Source organism: Actinomadura sp. DC4 (genome assembly GCF_030406325.1).
GTDB lineage: Bacteria > Actinomycetota > Actinomycetes > Streptosporangiales > Streptosporangiaceae > Actinoallomurus.
In genome coordinates this window covers 160316-176757 of record NZ_JAUEQY010000009.1, presented here as the reverse complement: position 1 = coordinate 176757, position 16442 = coordinate 160316, and the positions used below count along the sequence as shown (strand labels likewise).

The window sequence follows — 16442 nt, the reverse complement described above, 5'->3', positions numbered from 1 at the left end:
CGGCGCACCCCGGCCCGCATCGCTTTTTTCTCGTCAGTAGTACTGGCTGAAGAGGTCGACCGCCGGCCAGGTGGTGAGGGCGTTCGCCACATTGTGCAGGGGTGCGCTGATCGTGTTGTAGTCGTACAGCAGGCCGGACGCGTCGTCGCGCTGGTCGAGCAGGACGGCCCAGGTGATGCCGTCGTACCGGCGCGTCACGATCGTCGCGGTGCCGGGCAGGCTGCCGTCGTGCCAGGTGTTGCGGCCCCCGGTCACGTCGCGGGCCATCCAGCCGAAACCGTAGTAGTAGCCGTCGGCGTTCAGCCCGGTCTCCGGTTTGGCGAACGTCGCGTCGACGGACGCCTTGTTCAGCACGCTCGTCGTTCCGTCGAAGATCTGGGTGAACTTCACGTAGTCGACGGCCGAGGTCAGCCAGCCGCCCATCGCGGTCCGGTTCTCGACGTTGAACGACCCGTACGGGGAGGGCACGGTGGTGCCGGCGGCGTCGAACACCGAGGGCCCCGTGTACTGGGAGTAGTACGGCACCTCGCCCGTCGCTCTGGTGAGCGACCGCCCGGGCCGGTTGCGGGTGATCCCGAGCGGTGTGAGCACCTGCTGCTGGACGTAAGTGGCGTACGGGAGCCCGGAGACCTTCTCCACGATCTGCCCGAGGAGCAGGTACCCGTAGTTGCTGTAGGCGTATGTGCTGCCGGGCGCGTGGTCGAGCGGCACCCCGGCCCCGTACTTGACCATGTCGGCCTTGCCGATCGGCAGCGCGATCCCGAGTGCGGCGGCGATCGTACGGTCGAGGTAGGTGGGGTCGGGCGTGATGTCGCGATCCCAGCCGCCGAGGTGCTGGAGGAGGCGTCTCACGGTCACCTGGGACAGCCGGGGGTCGGCGGTCCTGCCGCTGGGCGGGGTCATGTCGATCAGCTGCGTGACGGGTGTGGAAAGGCTCAGCCTGCCGTCCTGTACGAGCCGTGAGACGACGGTCGCGGTGATCGCCTTGCTGAGGCTGCCGAGGCGGAAGAGCGAGGTCGGCTGGACGCTCAGGGTCGTGTCGTCGCTCCAGGTGTAACCGCGGGCGAGGATGAGCTTGCCCTTGCGCATGACGGCCAGCTGCCCGCAGGGGATGTTCCGCGCCTGCATGAGGGTTTTGAGCGCCGTGTCGAACCCGGTCAGGCCGGCGCCGGCGGAGCCGGTCATGCGCCAGGTACGGGTCGCGGCCCGCGCGCTTCGCGTACCGACCAGTGTGGGGGCGGCCACTCCCAGACCCGCTAGACCGAGCAGCCGCCCGAAGTTCCGGCGGCTCACCTGTGCGTGCGTCAAGACGTCTCCGTATGTTCGTGATCTTCGTCAATCACCTTAGTGAAGATCATCCGGAGAAGTCCGAATGGCACGCGGCGTCCCGTACGTCGTCGGTAGAACGTTAGGATAACGAACGTTTGTCTCACTAACGAAGGATCGCCATGGCCACGATCGACGTGCTCGGCTCGGTCATCCACTACGAGGAGAGCGGGGACGGGACGCCCGTGGTGTTCCTCCACGGGAACCCCGGCTCCTCCCACCTCTGGCGCAACGTCATCCCCCGCGTCGGAAGCGGACGGCTGCTCGCCCCCGACCTCATCGGCATGGGACGGTCCGGCAAGCCCGACATCGCCTACGACTTCCACGACCACAGCGACTACCTCGACGCCTGGTTCGACGCCCTCGGGCTCGACGGCGTCGTCCTCGTCGGGCACGACTGGGGCGGGGCGCTCGCCTTCGACTGGGCCGCACGGCACCCCGGGCGCGTACGCGGCATCGCCTTCTTCGAGAGCATCGTCAAGCCGATGGCCTGGGAGGACCTCTCTTCTCAGGCGCGCGAGCGGTCCAGGCGGATCCGGACCGAGCAGGTCGACGGGGACCTTCTCGTACGCCAGGCGTTCACCGGCGGCGTGCTCACTCCAGTGGACGACAAGGATCTCAAGGAGTACCTCGCCCCGTACCCGACCCCCGAGAGCGGGCGGCCCGTCCTCGCCTGGGCGCGGCAGATTCCGCTCGGCGGCGAGCCGGCCGCGCTGATCGAACGCATCGAGGCGTACGACGCCTGGCTCGCGAACAGCGAAGACGTGCCCAAGCTGCTGTTGACCTTCGAAGGCTCGCCCACGCTGCTCATCGGCAGGGAGATGGCCGACTGGTGTGCGAGGAACATCGCCTCACTGGAGACGGTCGCCTGCGGTGAGGCCGGGCACCACGTCCCCGAGGACCGCCCGGAGGAGATCGCCACAGCGGTGGCCGACTGGATGGACCGCCACGACCTGCGTTAGAGGCCCACGCCCACGCGGGTGCGTGAACCCTTCACCATGACGAGGACGGCGTTCCGCAGGCTCGGTGACGACCGGCCCAGCCCGCAGCCAGAACGGCGGATCCGACGGGTTCCGGTGGCGGTGACCGTCTGGATGGCCACGCTGGCCAGCGCGATCGCCAGGGTCTCGTCCGCACGGGCCTCCAGGCGCACGCCGACCCAGTCGCTACCCGCGCCGCCGTACGGCCGGATCGTGACCTGGCCCGAGGTGAGCAGCACCTCACCCATCCGGGTGATCGCAGGCCGCCCCAGCCGGAGTTCGACGGTGCTGTCGTGATGCAGGTGGATGATCTGGCTTCCCTCGATCGCCAGCGCCTGCCCGACGCCGCAGTCCGGCCGGACGCGGACGACCCCCGGCCAGGTCTCCACCTGTGCCAGCACCCGCGCGGCGGGCGAGACGTCGCTCGTCACCGAAAGCTCCATGGCCGCATCGTCTCGTCCGCACCCCTGCGGATGGAACACCCCAGCACTCAATCGTTATCCCACCAGATACCTCGCGTTCACGGCAGGGCCCGCGAGAAAGCCCGGACGGCGGCCGGTTACAGAGCGAGGCCGGATGTTACGCCGACGTCACTCCGGGTGCCGTTCGCCGCAACGAAGGGTCCGCATGGTGGGGTCCATGGCACTCAGAACAGCATGGCGGAGGGAGGCGGTGGAGTTCGGCGCGCTGTTCACGGCGGCCGGCCTCGCCCACGTCGTCTCGACCGAGCTGGGGCACCGTGAGTCCGGCTCGGCACTGCTGGTCGGGCTCGGCGGCGCCCTCTGCGTCATCGTGGCCGGTCACCTGTGGTGGGCGCACCGCCGCGAGCGCCGCCCGCACACCGCCGTCCCGCTCTCGCCCGCCCGGCTGTGGCGGGTGCGCGCCCAGGTGCGGGACACCCCGGGGCGGCTCGCCGCGCTGGCCGCCGCCATCGCGGGCATCGACGGCAACATCATGTCCCTGAGCAGCCAGTCCGACGCCGACGGCACCGTCGACGAACTCTACGTACGCCTCCCGGCGGGGGTCTCGGCCGACGCCCTGGTCGGCGCGCTCACCTCGGCCGGCGGCCGGGCGGTCTGCGTCCTGCCCGCCACCATGCACGAGCTCGTCGACCCGATCACCCGTACGCTCCTGCTGGCCTCCTCGGTGCAGGCCGAGCCCCGCAGGCTGCCGACCGTACTGGCCACGATGCTCGACGCCCAGCTCATCTCCGGCGACGGGCGGCCCGACGACCGCGAGACGCTCTCGCTGGTGGCCGCCACCGGCGGACCGATCCGCCTGCACCGGCCGGGCATGCCGTTCACCGCGAGCGAGACCGCGCGGGCCCTCGCCATGCTCGAACTCGCCGGACACGTGAACTGCCCGACCTAGAAGAGAAGATCCGTCTCCGCGGCGTCCAGCAGCCGCTGAAGATGCAGCCCGCGCCGTACGTCCAGTTCGTGGGGCATCCGGTACTCCACCGCGTCCGCGAACTCCCCGATCATCGTCGCGTACGTCTCCTTCCCGGAGGCGAAGGTGCCGTCGACGACGGCCGAGCCGCCCGGCCCGAAGATCTCGACCTCGGCGCGGGCCGGCTCGTCCGGCGACGCCGTCGCGTACAGGGAGGCCTCGCTGTACCGGCCGCCCTCGTGTTCGAGCATCAGCCCCACCCAGCCGCATGGATCGCCGTGGGCCCGGATGAGTTCCGTACGGCCGAGCACGGCGTCGAGCAGGTCCAGCACGTCCACGCCCAGATCGAGCAGGATCCCGCCTTCGACCCGCCACGGGCGTACGAGCGCGCCCGCGGCGAAGGCCCCGGAGATCAGCCGTCCCGTGCCTCCCCGGGGATCCGTCCGCTTGACCCCCGTCGAGAGGAACGCGCGGACCGGATCCGCGTACCTCCACGTCAGCGCGACCTGGGTCACGACGTCGGCCTCGGCCACCACGGCGGCCAGTTCCTCGGCCCCGGCGAGGTCGCCGGCGATCGGCCGGGTCAGCAGGACCGCCTTCCGCCGGCCCGCGGCGAGGGCGGCGAGGGGAGGCTGCGCGGCGGGCGGTACGGCGAAGGCCACGGCGTCGCAGTGGTCGAGCAGTTCGTCGAAGGTGCCGAAGGCGGGCACCGAGAACCGCACGGCGAGATCACCCGCGGCGTCCGGCGAACGCCCCCACACGCCCGCGAATCCCGCTTTCGGGCAGCACGCGAGCGCCGGAGCGTAGCCCTCGGTGGCCGCGCGGCCCGTACCGGCGAGACCGACGGTGACCGCCATGAATCCACGGTAACCCCCATTCCACCCAGGGCCTCGGGTGAGGTAAGCAGGGAGGGTGCGGTCTCGGCGGCGCGGTGCGGGGCGTTTCCGGCCAGGTCACCTCCTGGTGGCGATCCCGCTCGCGCTGATCGCGGTGATCGTGACGGTCGATCTGGCCCCCGAGCCCGACATCCATCTCGGGCCGCTGCTCATCGTGGCGCCCGCCATCACCGCGTCGTTCGCCGGGCCCTGGCTCGTCGCCGCGGTCGGCCTCCTGACGGTCGCCGGCGAGGTGGTCACGAGCATCGGTGTCGAGGAGCAGGACCGCAACGCGCAGATCGCCGCGGTCGTGCTCGTCTCGGCGTTCATCGTGTTCTTCTCCTTGCTGCGCGACCGGCGCGGCCGCGAGTTGTCCCAGGTCAGACTCGTTTCCGACACCGTCCAGCGGGTCCTCATGCGCCCGCTGCCCGACCGGATCGGCCCGCTGCGGATCTCCTCGCTCTACCTGACCGCCGAGCGCGAGGCGCAGATCGGCGGCGACCTGTACGCCGCCGCGCGCATCGACGGCGGCACCCGCCTGATCATCGGCGACGTCCGGGGCAAGGGCCTGGCCGCGGTCGACACCACCGCGCAGATCCTGGGCGCGTTCCGCGCCGCGGCCCACCAGCGGGCCCTGCTCCCCGATCTGCTCGTCTTCCTGGACGACGTGGCCTGCGTCGAGGCCGCACGGCCGGGTGAGCCGGACTCCCACTCCCAGGAATGTTTCGTCACCGCGGCGGTGCTCGACATCCATGACTCCGGGGCCTCGATCCACGTCATCAACCGGGGGCATCCCCCGCCGCTGCTCCTACGCGGCGGCCAGGTCACGGAGCTGCGGGCGAGCCACCCCGCGCCGCCGCTCGGGCTGGGCGCGCTCGTCCCTGCCGGGCACGACGTCGACACGTTCGCGTATGAGCCGGGCGATGTTCTCCTGCTCTACACCGACGGTGTCATCGAGGCCCGCGACGCCACCGGCACGTTCTACCCGCTCGCCGAGCGCGTCGCGGCCTGGCCCGAGCGCGAACCGGCGAGCCTCGTCGAACACCTGCACGACGACCTCCTCGCTTACGCGGGCGGCCGGCTGGACGACGACGTCGCCGTGGTCGCCGTCGAACGCCTGGGGTGAGCCGTCAGGCCGAGGGCGATGTCGACGAGCATGTCCTCCTGCCCGCCGACCAGGCCGCGCCGGCCGGCCTCGATGAGCAGCGTGCGCACGTCGGCGCCATACGTCGCGGCGGCGGTCTCGGCGTGCCGCAGGAAGCTGGAGTAGACCCCCGCGTAGCCGAGCGTCAGGGTCTCGCGGTCCACCCGTACGGGCCGGTCCTGGAGCGGCCGGACCAGGTCGTCCGCGGCGTCCTGGAGGGCGAACAGGTCGCAGCCGTGCGACCAGCCGTCCAGCGTCGCGGCCGCCACGAACGGCTCGATCGGGCAGTTCCCCGCGCCCGCGCCCTGGCCCGCGAGCGAGGCGTCGACGCGCGTCGCGCCCTCCTCGGCGGCGGCGAGGGAGTTGGCGACCGCCAGCGAGAGGTTCTCGTGCGCGTGCACGCCGATCTCCGTACGCGGGTCGAGGACGTCGCGGTAGGCGCGGATCCGCTCGCGGACCCCCTTGGTCGTGAGGCGGCCTCCGGAGTCGGTCACGTAGACGCAGTGCGCCCCGTACGACTCCATCAGTACGGCCTGACGCGCCAGGTCACCCGCCGACGACATGTGACTCATCATCAAAAACCCGGACACGTCCATGTCGAGTTCGCGGGCCGCGGCGATGTGCTGGGCGGCGACGTCCGCCTCCGTGCAGTGCGTGGCGACGCGGACCGAGCGCACGCCCAGGCCGTACGCGCGCCGGAGGTCCTTGACCGTGCCGATGCCGGGCAGCAGCAGGGTCGTCAGCCGGGCCCTCGTGACGGAGGCCGCGACGGCCTCGGTCCACTCGGCGTCGGTGTTGCTCCCCGGCCCGTAGTTCAGGCTCGTGCCCGCGAGGCCGTCGCCGTGCGCGATCTCGATCGCGTCGACGCCCGCAGCGTCGAGCGCGGCGGCGATCCGGGCCGCCGCCAGGGGCGCGATGCGGTGCCGCAGGGCATGCATGCCGTCCCGCAGCGTCACGTCCTGGATGAAGAGGCGTCTCATGACGCCTCCGCCAGGACGCCGATCCGCTCGCCGACCCGCAGGGCCGCCGAGGTCATGATGTCGAGATTGCCGGCGTACGGCGGGAGGTAGTGGCCCGCCCCCTCGACCTCGAGGAAGACGCTCACCTGGTGTGTCACCGTCTGCTCGCCGACGAGTGTGCGCGGCCGTACGGCGACGGGCGTGATCTGCACCGGCTGCTTGAGCCGGTAGCCGGGAACGTAGGACGCCACCTCGGCGACCATGCGCCCGACCGCGCGTTCGATCTCCTCGTGCACACCCGGGCCGGCCGCGTCGACCAGGCAGTACACCGTGTCCCGCATGATCAGCGGCGGCTCGGCCGGGTTGAGGATGATGATCGCCTTGCCGCGACCGGCGCCCCCGACGGACTCGATCGCGGCCGACGTGGTCTCGGTGAACTCGTCGATGTTGGCCCGGGTGCCGGGACCGGCCGACTTCGCGGCGATCGACGCGACGATCTCGGCGTACGGCACGGGTGTCACCCGCGCGACCGCCGCCACCACGGGGATCGTCGCCTGGCCGCCGCACGTGACCATGTTGAGGTCGGGGGCGTCCAGGTGCCGGTCCAGGTTGACGGCCGGGACGACGAACGGGCCGAGCGCGGCCGGCGTGAGGTCGACCAGCCGCTTTCCGTACGGCGCGAGCGCGCGGGCGTTGGCCGCGTGGGCGCTCGCCGAGGTCGCGTCGAAGACGACCCGGACGTCCGCGAACTCCGGCAGCGCGATCAGCCCCGCCACGCCCCCGGCCGTCGTCGCCACGCCGAGCCGGCGCGCCCGCGCCAGCCCGTCGGACGCCGCGTCGATACCGGCCATCGCGGCCATCTCCAGGTGCTCGCTGTGCCGCAGCACCTTGACCAGAAGGTCGGTCCCGATGTTGCCCGAGCCGATCACCGCCACCTTGGCCCGGCTCACGTACCGCCTCCGGTGAAGGACACGGCGACCTCGCCGATACCGCTGATCTCCGCGTGGAAACGATCGCCCGGGGCGACCGGCACCACCGGGCCCAGCGAGCCGGACAGCACGATGTCGCCCGCCCGCAGCGGCCGGCCGTGGTCGCGCGCCGTCTCGGCCAGCCACGCGAGGGCGATGAGCGGATCGCCGAGACACGCGCTCCCCGTCCCGGTCGACACCACCTCGTCCCCGCGGCGCATCGTCATGGCGCAGGCCGGCAGGTCGAGGTCGCCCGGCTCACGGCTCTCGCCGAGCGTGAACAGGCCGGCGGAGCCGTTGTCGGCGACGGTGTCCACGATGCTGATGTCCCAGCCGGCGACCCGGCTGTCGACGATCTCCAGCGCGGCGACGACGGAGCCGACCGCGGCGGCGGCCTCGGCCTGGCCGATCACGGCGCCGGTGAGGTCGCGGGCCAGCACGAACGCGATCTCGCCCTCGATCCGGGGCTGGAGCAGCCGGGTGACGTCGACCGGCTTGCCCTCCGGGCAGTCCATGTCGTCGAACAGGACCCCGAAGTCGGGCTGGTCGACGCCGAGCTGGGCCTGGACGGCCGGGTTGGTCAGACCGATCTTGCGGCCGACGATCCGGGCGCCCGCCGCGAGCCGGTCCGCGACCCACGCGGACTGGACGGCGTACGCCTCGTCGATGTCCCCGGGCGGCAGCACGTCGCGTACGGGGGCGCAGGGGCGCCGGTCCGCGCGTGCGGCGGCCAGCCGGTCGATCGCCTCGTGTGTGCTCATGCGTTCCACCCTGTCAGCCGACCTCGAAGGTCGTGGCGATGCCCATCCCGGTGATCCATTCGGGCACCGGCTCGTACGCGGTCCACCGGAACGGCGTGGCCACGGCGGCGAGGCCGACCAGCCACGTACGGATCTCGTGCCCGCCGCTGCCGGCGTTCTCCTCCAGGCCCGCGTCGCCCAGGGCCGTGACCGCCGCCAGGTCACCGGTCGTGAGCTGCTTGAGGAACCAGCCGTCCCACGCCGCGTTGACGCGGGCGCCCGGGTCGCCGGCCATGGCGCGGACCCGGGGCTCGCGGGCCGCGGCGAAGGCGCGGGCGTCCTTGCGCCCGTGGATCATCGACGCGCGCCGTTCCCCGGTCACCGAGGGGTCACGCGGGTCGTTGGATGGCAGCCAGTGCGACAGCCCGCCGCTGGCGACGAGGAGGACTCGCCCGGCGAACGCCGAGCCGCGGACCGCGGCGCCGAGCGCCTCGCCGAGCCGGACGCAGCGCTCCATGCCCGGCAGCGGAGGCGCGGCGGTGTTCACGACCAGGGGTACGAGCGGGATCTCGGTGCCGCCCGTCGCCATCTCATAGCTCTGCACGACCCCGTGGTCGACGGTGAGCGCGTACGACAGCGACACGTCGAAACCGGCCGCCGTCACTCCGTCCCGTACGGACCAGGCCAGTTCCGCGGCGACCGGCAGCGGGCCCGGCGTGCTGCCGTAGTCGCCGAAGCCGACGGCCTCCTCGACGCCGAGGACGAACGGCGGCATCGCGTCGTAGAAGTTCGCGTGGAAGTGGTCGGGGCCGATCACGACGACGGCGTCGGGCGCCAGCCGGCGTACGGCCCCGGCCACGCGCGCGGCGTCGGCGAGGAACCGGCCACCCGGTTCTGACGCGTCGCGGGGCGGCAGCAGCGTCGCGAAGGGTGAATGCGACATCCCCACGAGCCCGACGATCTCGCTCACGGGCCCTCCTTCGTCGGCGGAGTGACCGGACGCACCGTGTTGTCGCTTCGCTCGCTCATGCCGGATCCTTTCCGAGCAGGAGGAAGTCGCGGTGTACGCGCAGGTAGGCGTCTGGTTTCTCCCACTGCGGCCAGTGGCCCGCGTCGTCGATCACGTGCAGGCGGGCGTCGGGCAGCCAGCCGAGGAGCATCGCGGCCTCGTCCATCCCGCCCGTGGGGTCGTGCTCGGTCCACAGCAGGAGCGTGGGCGCGGTCACCCTGCCGACCCAGGAGGGGTCCCAGGCGAAGTCCTTGCGCACCTCGGGGTCCTGCAGGACGAGCGTGTTCGTGATCGCCCGTACGAAACCGGGCCTGCTGTAGACGGCACGCCGGAGGTTCACCAGCTCGTCGGTGACCATCTCCTTGTGGTGGAACAGGAACTCCACCCTCCGCCGTACGGTCGCGTCGTCGGGGCTCAGCACGGCGGCCATCGTGCTGTCCCGCATCCGGGCCATGACCTCGGGCTTGTTCGCGATGTTGCCGGGGGTGTTCAACACGAGCCGGGCCACCCGGTCCGAGTGGTGCGCCGCCGTCCACGCGACCACCCAGCCGCCGAGCGACTCCCCCGACAGGTGCGGCGCGTCGATGCCCAGGGCGTCCATCAGGCCGAGCAGGTGGTCCGACAGCACGTCGATCGTGTACGGCCGGTCCGGCAGACCGGACCAGCCGTGGCCGGCCATGTCGTACGCGGTGACTCGGAAGTCCTGGGCCAGACCGGCGATGTCGCGTGCGTACGCCTCCAGGTGGCCGCCGGTGCCGTGCAGCAGGATCAGGTCGGGCCCCGACCCGGCGCGCAGCACGCGCGTACGGACCCCGCCCACGTCGACGTGGCGCAGCTCGTGGTCGACGTCGGCCAGCTCGCCCCAGATGGAGATGTGCTCGGGCAGATCGGTCACGAGGCCTCCTCTCCGAAGCGGGCGCGGGCTTCCTCGACCGTCGCCAGGCCGGCGCTCTGCCGCCGCCCGACGCCCAGGAGGCCGAGCAGGCGGGAGTTCTCGATGGTCAGGAACTCCACGGGGTGCTCGGCCGAGTCGTTGTAGTGGCGGTGCCAGGTCCAGGGCGGGGTGTAGACGAAGTCGCCGGCGGACCAGGAGGCGATTTCGTCCTCCACCTCGCTGTGGCCCTCGCCGGCGATGACGAAGTGGACCGTCTCGTGGTGGTGCCGCTGCATGTCCGAGCTCAGCCCGGGCGGGATCGTCTGCCGGAAGATCTCGAACGTGGCGGTCGGCAGCTTTCCCGCGATGGACAGCGTGGTCGGGTTGTGCACCTGGTCGGCGGGCAGTGTCTCCAGCTCCGCGGCCCGTACGACGATCGGGCGCGCGGCGCTCGGCCGTACGGCGTCGCCGATCCCGCCGAGGAACTCCGCCATGCTGAACTCGGGTCCGGATTGGGCCATCGAATCGTCTCCGTCCTTCCGGTCACGCCGGGGTTAGCCTGACCCGTATGCGCTCTGAGAACCAACGATGAGTCCCGCTAAGCGGGACGGCAGCTCCGACGGGATGGGCGGGCTCGACCGCGCGGCGGCCATCCTGGGCGCCTTCGACGCCACGCACCGCGAGCTGACCCTCGCCGCCCTGGTCGCCCGCTGCGGCATGCCCCGCTCGACCACCCACCGCACCGCCGACCGCATGATCCGGCTCGGCTGGCTGGACAAGCCGAAGGACCGGTACCGCGTCGGCAACCGCCTGTTCGAGATCTCCAGCCTGGCGCCGATCCGCCACGAGCTGCGCGAGACCGTACTCCCGTACCTGCAGGACCTCCACAACGCGACCAAGACGACGGTGCAGCTCGGGGTCCTGGACGGCACGCAGGTGCTGGTCGTCGACAAGATCACCGGGCACCGTCCGATGCCGATGCTGTCCCAGCCCGGCGGCACGATCCCCGCGTACTGCTCCGGGCTCGGCCGGGCGATCCTCGCCCACTCCGACACCGCGACCATCGACGCCGTGCTGGACGCGGACCTGCCCGCGCGTACGCCGCGCACGCTCACCAGCAAGGTCGCCATCCTGCGCGAGCTGACCGCGATCCCGCCCCGCGGCCTGGCGGTGGACCGCGAGGAGGGCAACATCGGCGTGAGCTGCGTGGCCGCCCCGATCTTCGGCCCGCTCGGCGACGTCGTGGCGGCCCTGTCCGTCACCGGCCCCACCGGCCTCGTACGGGTCGACCGGGTGGGACCCGCCATCCGGCTCGCCGCGGCGGCGGCGTCACGGGCCTACTCCACGCGCCGCTGAAGACAGCGTCCCGCTCACGGGGACGCTCGTTTGCGGATCGCCGGGGACCGCGCCCACGCTGTGATCGCTGACACACCGGCGACTGAAGGAGACGACAGTGACCCTGGGCGGTGGCTACATGCTCCCCTCGCGCGAGGGGCACGCGATCGCGGCGATCGGGCTCGGCATCACGATGAAGACCAACGGCAAGTCGACCCAAGACGCCTACTCGCTCTTCGAGTACGCGATCCCGCCGGAGACCGACGGCCCGCCCGCGCACGTCCACACCCGTGAGGACGAGTCGTTCATCTGCCTCGCCGGGCGGCTCGAGGTCCACCTGGGCGGCCGGGACTACGTGCTCGAACTCGGCGACTACCTGTTCCTGCCGCGCGACGTGGTCCACACGTTCCGCAACCCGTACGGCGAGGAGTCACGGGTCATCTCGGTCGTGTCACCGGCCGGGCTGGAGGGGTACTACGAGGCGCTCGCGGCCCTGCCGCCCGGCCCCAAGGACATCTCGGTCATGAAGGGGATCATGGCCGACTTCGGCATCGAGCTCCGGCTCCCGTCCGAGGCCCGGTAAGCCGTGCGCATCGCGATCATCGGCGCGGGTGCCGCCGGCCTCGTCACCGCGAAGGTGCTGAAGCAGGCCGGGCACGAGGTCCAGGTGTTCGACAAGACCCCGGACGTCGGTGGGGTCTGGAGCCGTACACGACGCTATCCGGGCGTGACGACGCAGAGCCCGAAGGCGCAGTACGCGTTCTCGGACTTCCCGATGCCGAAGGACTATCCCGAGTGGCCGTCCGGCGAGCAGGTGCAGGCGTACTTCGCCGCCTACGCCGCCGCCTTCTCCATCCCGCTTCGTCTCGATACCGAGGTGACGGCCGCGCGTCCCGCCGACGGCGGTTGGAGCGTCACGGCGGGCGGTGTCCCGGAGACCTTCGACCGTCTCGTGGTGGCGAACGGGGTGTTCTGCGAACCGGCCGTCCCGTCCTATCCGGGGGTCGCGGAGTTCACCGCGGCCGGGGGACGGGTGTGCGCGGGAACGTCGTTCCACTCCGCCGCTGAGGCGCGTGGCCGTCATGTGCTGGTCGTGGGATACGGCAAGTCGGCGTGCGACGTGACCGTGCCGATCAGCGACGTGGCGGCGAGCACCGATGTGATCGCCCGGCAGATGCTCTGGAAGGTGCCGCGGAAGATCGGCGGCTTCGTCAACTTCAAGATGCTGCTGCTCACGCGGATGGGCGAGGCGCTGTTCCGCTATGTGCGCCTGCGCGGTGTCGAGAGGTTCCTGCACGGACCGGGGAACGGTCTGCGCCGCCGGATGATCAACTCCGTGGGGTCGGTGTCGGTACGGCAGTTCGGCCTCCGCCGGCTCGGGCTGGTGCCCGCCGGTTTCATGGAGGACATCGTCCGTGGTGCGATCGGGCTGGCGACGGAGGGCTTCTTCGAACGGGTCGCCGACGGCCGCGTGAACGTCCATCGCGACACGACGATCGCCCGGCTGCTCGCGTCCTCGGGTCGTCCCTTTGCTTTGCTGAGTGACGGGACGCGGCTGCCGGCCGACCTGGTCGTGTGCGCGACCGGCTTTACGCAGGGGGTGCCGTTCTTGCCTGCTGACGTCCGGTCGCGGCTGTTGGACTCGCGAGGAAACTTCATGCTTTATCGGCAGATCTTGCCGCTCGACGTGCCTGGGTTGTACTTCAACGGTTACAACTCTTCGTTCTTCAGCCCGCTGAACGCGGAGATGGCGGCGGTCTGGATCGCCGCGGACCTCGCCGGCGCCGTGCCGCTGCCCGGTGCCGAGGCCATGCGGCAGGCGGTCGTGGACCAGCTCGCGTTCATGGACATCGCCACCGACACGCACCACTGCCGGGGCACGAAGATCATCCCCTTCTCGATGCACAACGTCGATGAGGTGCTGGGCGACCTGGACCTGAACATCAAGACCCGCGTACGGGCGTCGCACTGGCTCAACCCGATCGACCCCGCGGCGTACCGGGGCGTCACGCCCGCCCTGGTGGATCGCCTGTCACGCGCGGACCCAGGTCATCCGTCGGCACCGCTGACGAGCCGTCCGTCGGTGGGCAGCGGAGGAGATCTGAGGGAGGCGGTGCTGGAGGAAGAGGACGAGCGAACGCCGGGCCATCGCCGGTGAGCGTCCTGAAACGACGAACAGGCGTTGAACCGGCCGGAACGTGTAACAGGTGACGCGAAGTTCAGCGGCAAGTGGCGGTGACCGTGCCGGCGGCCTCGATCGTGTGGTCGGCATAGTCGTCGTAGATCTGCAGGTCGATGGTTCCGTTCTTGGTGGGGCCGAATGTGATCGTGATCGCCCGGCCGCGGTTGGTGCGCTGGTCCCCGCGGACGTTGCCGCCGATGCGGTGACTGTCATAGTGCTTTCCCGGAAGGGTGTCCCAGGCCTGGTAGGTGACGTTGTCGGCGGTGATCCGACGGGAGTCGGGGACGTCAATGCGGAAAGTGCAGGTCCTACCTGCCCCGGGATTGAAGACCCAGTTCGCGCCATCGCTGCTGTCGGTCGTGCGATGGATGAGTGCGTCTCCGCAGCCAGCGGTCGCGGTGCCTGCAAGTGGGTCCCAGGATCCGGTGGTGTCGATCGCCAGCGCATGGCCTGTCGAGCAGGACGGCCCCGATGTCGCAGTCCAGACGAGCGGTGATGCCGGGGACGTCGCGCCGCGATGCGCGCCGACGGCCGACGGGGCCGTTGAGTCCGAGGGCATGAGGCCGGTGCCGGCGATGGTGACGCCCGCAACGATGCTGACTGCGGCGGCGCCCAGTCCGAGCCGTAAGGCGGTCCGGCGTTTGGCGGCCTGTTCCAGTAACGCAGCAACCTGCTGGTTCGATCGTTCGGTCCAGACATCGACGGATACCGGCGGCCAGTCCGCCTCCGAAGGCTGGCCGACGTAGCTGTCGATGATCTGTGGCGCGGTCGGGCGACGTGCCGGGTCCTTGTCCAGGCATCGGACGATGAGCGTGCGAAGTCGATCGTCGTGGCAGTCGAGCGCGGCCGGGTCGGGATCGGTGTGGACGATGCGGTGCAGCACCTGATCGGCGGTTCCGTCGCCGAACGGCGTGAGGCCGGTGGCGGCATAGGCCAGCAGCGACCCCAGGGAGAAGATGTCGGAGGCTGCGGTGACCGGACGGCCCTCGGCCTGTTCAGGCGCCATGAAGGGGACGGTGCCGACGCGCGCGCCCGTTTGGGTCAGCCGAGCATCTCCTTGGATCTGTGCCACCCCGAAGTCGATGATCACCGGGCCGGTGGCGTCCAGAAGCACGTTCGCCGGTTTGAGGTCGCGGTGAAGAATTCCGGCGCTGTGGATGTGAACCAGAGCGGTGGCAATCCCCGCAGCGAGCCTGAACACCGTGGCAGGTGCGAGCGGTCCGTCGGTATTCACCACCTCATCGAGTGGGGGACCCGGGATGTAGGCGGTGGCGATCCACGGCCGGTCGGCGGTTGGGTCGGCGTCGATGACGGCAGGTATGTGCGGGCTATCGATGGTGGCCAGGGCAGTGATCTCGGCTGCGAAACGCCGGCGAAATTGCGGGCCCTCGATGAGGTCAGGCCGGATGACCTTTACCGCGGCGGGAGGTTCGCCCTTGGAGATGCCGAGGTAGACCTCGCCCATCGCGCCACTTCCCAGCCGTCCCAGCAGCCGGAACGGGCCGATACTTGCCAGGTCCGACCGAGTCGGCCGCAGGATGGCGACGCGTCTCGGCTCGGCCGGTTCAGGCGAGTGCTCCAACGTAGGTGTCAGAGGAGCCAGTGGCTCTTCGCTACCGGTCCGTGACGTGTCGGCTTCGAGGATCGTTTCGTTATGGGTCGCCTCAAGCCTGGCCCGCAGCCGACTCCAGCGAGCCTGCCACTCTTCGATGTCGCCGTCGCAGGCTTCGACGAAAGCACGGGTTACCTGCCAGGACGGTAACTGATGTCCTGAGGCGGCGACCGACAGGACCGACGCGGCGTAGTGCGTTCTCTGTGCAAGGTCGCGGTAGGTGGGCGATCGAGGCGCCTGTGTCTTCAAGGCGCGAAGGCCGAGTGCGAACTCGCGGAGAGGACCATCCGGAACGGGTGCCTCACGCCTGCCCATGAACCTACCTCGATCACCGGATCCACAGCGCTCGTACCTCGCGCGAACATCAGTATTCAAGGTCCGGCACGAGTGGTCAAAGGCTTCTCGGCGAGCCGACCGCTGCCGCAGGTGGGTGATGGTGACGGCATCCGCGGACGGAACCGGACAACATCAGAGCGGGTGTCGCCATGAGCACGGAGGGCCCCGGGACGCATTTCATGCGTCCCGGGGCCCTCCGTGCTTACGGCTTGGTCATGAAATGGGTTCGGGGTTGATGACGGGGCTGTGCGGGTTGGGGAAGGTGAAGTCGGCGCTGCACGCCGCCGGGACTCCGTTGAGGACGAAGTCCGTTCCGGGAAGTCCCGTCTGGACGAGCCCGCTGCCGTGGAAGTGAAGGTTCCGGCCGCCGTTGGTGATCGTGACCTCCGCCGGGTCGGCGCGCTGTACCGACCAGATGTTCGGGCCGACCATGTAGGGATCTCCCTGCTGCTCGGCTGACTTGGCGGTTCCGTCGGGGTTGAGCTGCACGAGGACGTCCCAGTCGAGGGTGGCGGCGCCCTCCCAGGACACGCAGGTGAGCTTCGCCGATGCCGGTGTGCCGGTACCGGCGTGGGCCGTCCAGGCGGCCGTGATGGACATCGTCGTCGTGGCCGCGATCGCGAGCGCGAGCGCGAAGACGCAACGCCGCAGATTGGACGGAGCGTCGGTGATCGAATCTAGGAGACGGTTCACAACAGGTCCTCCTTCTGGTG

At 70.8% G+C, this 16442-nt stretch carries 17 protein-coding genes; 6 read left to right on the top strand and 11 right to left on the bottom strand.

The window, feature by feature from the left end:
• Window positions 1-33: 33 nt before the first annotated feature.
• Window positions 34-1308, bottom strand: coding sequence for a serine hydrolase domain-containing protein (locus QWU11_RS17240; protein ID WP_290110406.1), 1275 nt, complete (start codon window positions 1306-1308; stop codon window positions 34-36).
• Window positions 1309-1448: 140 nt separating this feature from the next.
• Here QWU11_RS17240 and QWU11_RS17235 point away from each other — a divergent pair, with 140 nt between their 5' ends.
• The gene (locus QWU11_RS17235; protein WP_290110404.1) at window positions 1449-2288 is read left to right on the top strand and encodes a haloalkane dehalogenase; all 840 of its coding nucleotides are present in this window, start codon (window positions 1449-1451) and stop codon (window positions 2286-2288) included.
• Here QWU11_RS17235 and QWU11_RS17230 read toward each other — a convergent pair.
• Window positions 2285-2749, bottom strand: coding sequence for a luciferase family protein (locus QWU11_RS17230; protein WP_290110392.1), 465 nt, complete (start codon window positions 2747-2749; stop codon window positions 2285-2287). The genes QWU11_RS17235 and QWU11_RS17230 overlap by 4 nt on opposite strands.
• Before the next feature lie 196 nt (window positions 2750-2945).
• Here QWU11_RS17230 and QWU11_RS17225 point away from each other — a divergent pair, with 196 nt between their 5' ends.
• Window positions 2946-3677, top strand: coding sequence for a hypothetical protein (locus QWU11_RS17225; RefSeq protein WP_290110376.1), 732 nt, complete (start codon window positions 2946-2948; stop codon window positions 3675-3677).
• Here the strand turns inward: QWU11_RS17225 and QWU11_RS17220 are convergent.
• The gene (locus QWU11_RS17220) at window positions 3674-4552 is read right to left on the bottom strand and encodes a Gfo/Idh/MocA family oxidoreductase (RefSeq protein WP_290110362.1); all 879 of its coding nucleotides are present in this window, start codon (window positions 4550-4552) and stop codon (window positions 3674-3676) included. The genes QWU11_RS17225 and QWU11_RS17220 overlap by 4 nt on opposite strands.
• A 106-nt stretch (window positions 4553-4658) precedes the next feature.
• Here QWU11_RS17220 and QWU11_RS17215 point away from each other — a divergent pair, with 106 nt between their 5' ends.
• Window positions 4659-5696, top strand: a complete 1038-nt coding sequence (locus QWU11_RS17215) for a PP2C family protein-serine/threonine phosphatase (RefSeq protein ID WP_290110356.1) — start codon at window positions 4659-4661, stop codon at window positions 5694-5696.
• Here QWU11_RS17215 and dmpG read toward each other — a convergent pair.
• From dmpG to QWU11_RS17185, 6 genes are read right to left on the bottom strand one after another with little or no spacing between them, the layout of a single operon-like run.
• Window positions 5636-6694: a 4-hydroxy-2-oxovalerate aldolase gene (gene dmpG, locus QWU11_RS17210; protein WP_290110345.1), complete on the bottom strand. Its 1059-nt coding sequence runs from the start codon at window positions 6692-6694 to the stop codon at window positions 5636-5638. The genes QWU11_RS17215 and dmpG overlap by 61 nt on opposite strands.
• A complete protein-coding gene (locus QWU11_RS17205; protein WP_290110308.1) occupies window positions 6691-7623 on the bottom strand; it encodes an acetaldehyde dehydrogenase (acetylating) in 933 nt (310 codons plus the stop codon). The genes dmpG and QWU11_RS17205 overlap by 4 nt, the downstream gene beginning before the upstream one ends.
• A complete protein-coding gene (locus tag QWU11_RS17200) occupies window positions 7620-8402 on the bottom strand; it encodes a fumarylacetoacetate hydrolase family protein (protein WP_290110302.1) in 783 nt (260 codons plus the stop codon). Before QWU11_RS17200 ends, QWU11_RS17205 begins: the two co-directional genes overlap by 4 nt.
• Window positions 8403-8415: 13 nt before the next feature.
• The gene (locus tag QWU11_RS17195) at window positions 8416-9351 is read right to left on the bottom strand and encodes a hypothetical protein (protein ID WP_290110267.1); all 936 of its coding nucleotides are present in this window, start codon (window positions 9349-9351) and stop codon (window positions 8416-8418) included.
• A gap of 55 nt (window positions 9352-9406) precedes the next feature.
• On the bottom strand, window positions 9407-10285 hold the full coding sequence (locus tag QWU11_RS17190) for an alpha/beta fold hydrolase (RefSeq protein ID WP_290110265.1): 879 nt from the start codon (window positions 10283-10285) through the stop codon (window positions 9407-9409).
• Complete coding sequence (locus tag QWU11_RS17185) at window positions 10282-10785, bottom strand: cupin domain-containing protein (RefSeq protein WP_290110263.1); 504 nt, start codon at window positions 10783-10785, stop codon at window positions 10282-10284. Before QWU11_RS17185 ends, QWU11_RS17190 begins: the two co-directional genes overlap by 4 nt.
• 67 nt (window positions 10786-10852) lie before the next feature.
• On the opposite strand from QWU11_RS17185, the gene QWU11_RS17180 reads away from it, so the two are divergent.
• The 3 genes from QWU11_RS17180 to QWU11_RS17170 all read left to right on the top strand — a co-directional run bounded on the left by QWU11_RS17180 (window position 10853) and on the right by QWU11_RS17170 (window position 13757).
• Entirely contained in the window at window positions 10853-11620 is a 768-nt protein-coding gene (locus tag QWU11_RS17180) for an IclR family transcriptional regulator (protein ID WP_290110238.1), read from the top strand.
• 97 nt (window positions 11621-11717) lie between these two features.
• Window positions 11718-12182 (top strand): cupin domain-containing protein, encoded by a 465-nt coding sequence (locus QWU11_RS17175; RefSeq protein ID WP_290110236.1) that lies wholly within the window; start codon window positions 11718-11720, stop codon window positions 12180-12182.
• Window positions 12183-12185: 3 nt separating this feature from the next.
• Window positions 12186-13757: an NAD(P)/FAD-dependent oxidoreductase gene (locus tag QWU11_RS17170; protein WP_290110234.1), complete on the top strand. Its 1572-nt coding sequence runs from the start codon at window positions 12186-12188 to the stop codon at window positions 13755-13757.
• 61 nt (window positions 13758-13818) lie between these two features.
• Here QWU11_RS17170 and QWU11_RS17165 read toward each other — a convergent pair whose 3' ends face one another.
• Together QWU11_RS17165 and QWU11_RS17160 are read right to left on the bottom strand one after the other, a co-directional pair.
• Window positions 13819-15642, bottom strand: coding sequence for a serine/threonine-protein kinase (locus tag QWU11_RS17165; RefSeq protein WP_290110232.1), 1824 nt, complete (start codon window positions 15640-15642; stop codon window positions 13819-13821).
• Window positions 15643-15942: 300 nt separating this feature from the next.
• The gene (locus tag QWU11_RS17160; protein ID WP_290110219.1) at window positions 15943-16422 is read right to left on the bottom strand and encodes a hypothetical protein; all 480 of its coding nucleotides are present in this window, start codon (window positions 16420-16422) and stop codon (window positions 15943-15945) included.
• Window positions 16423-16442: the final 20 nt, after the last annotated feature.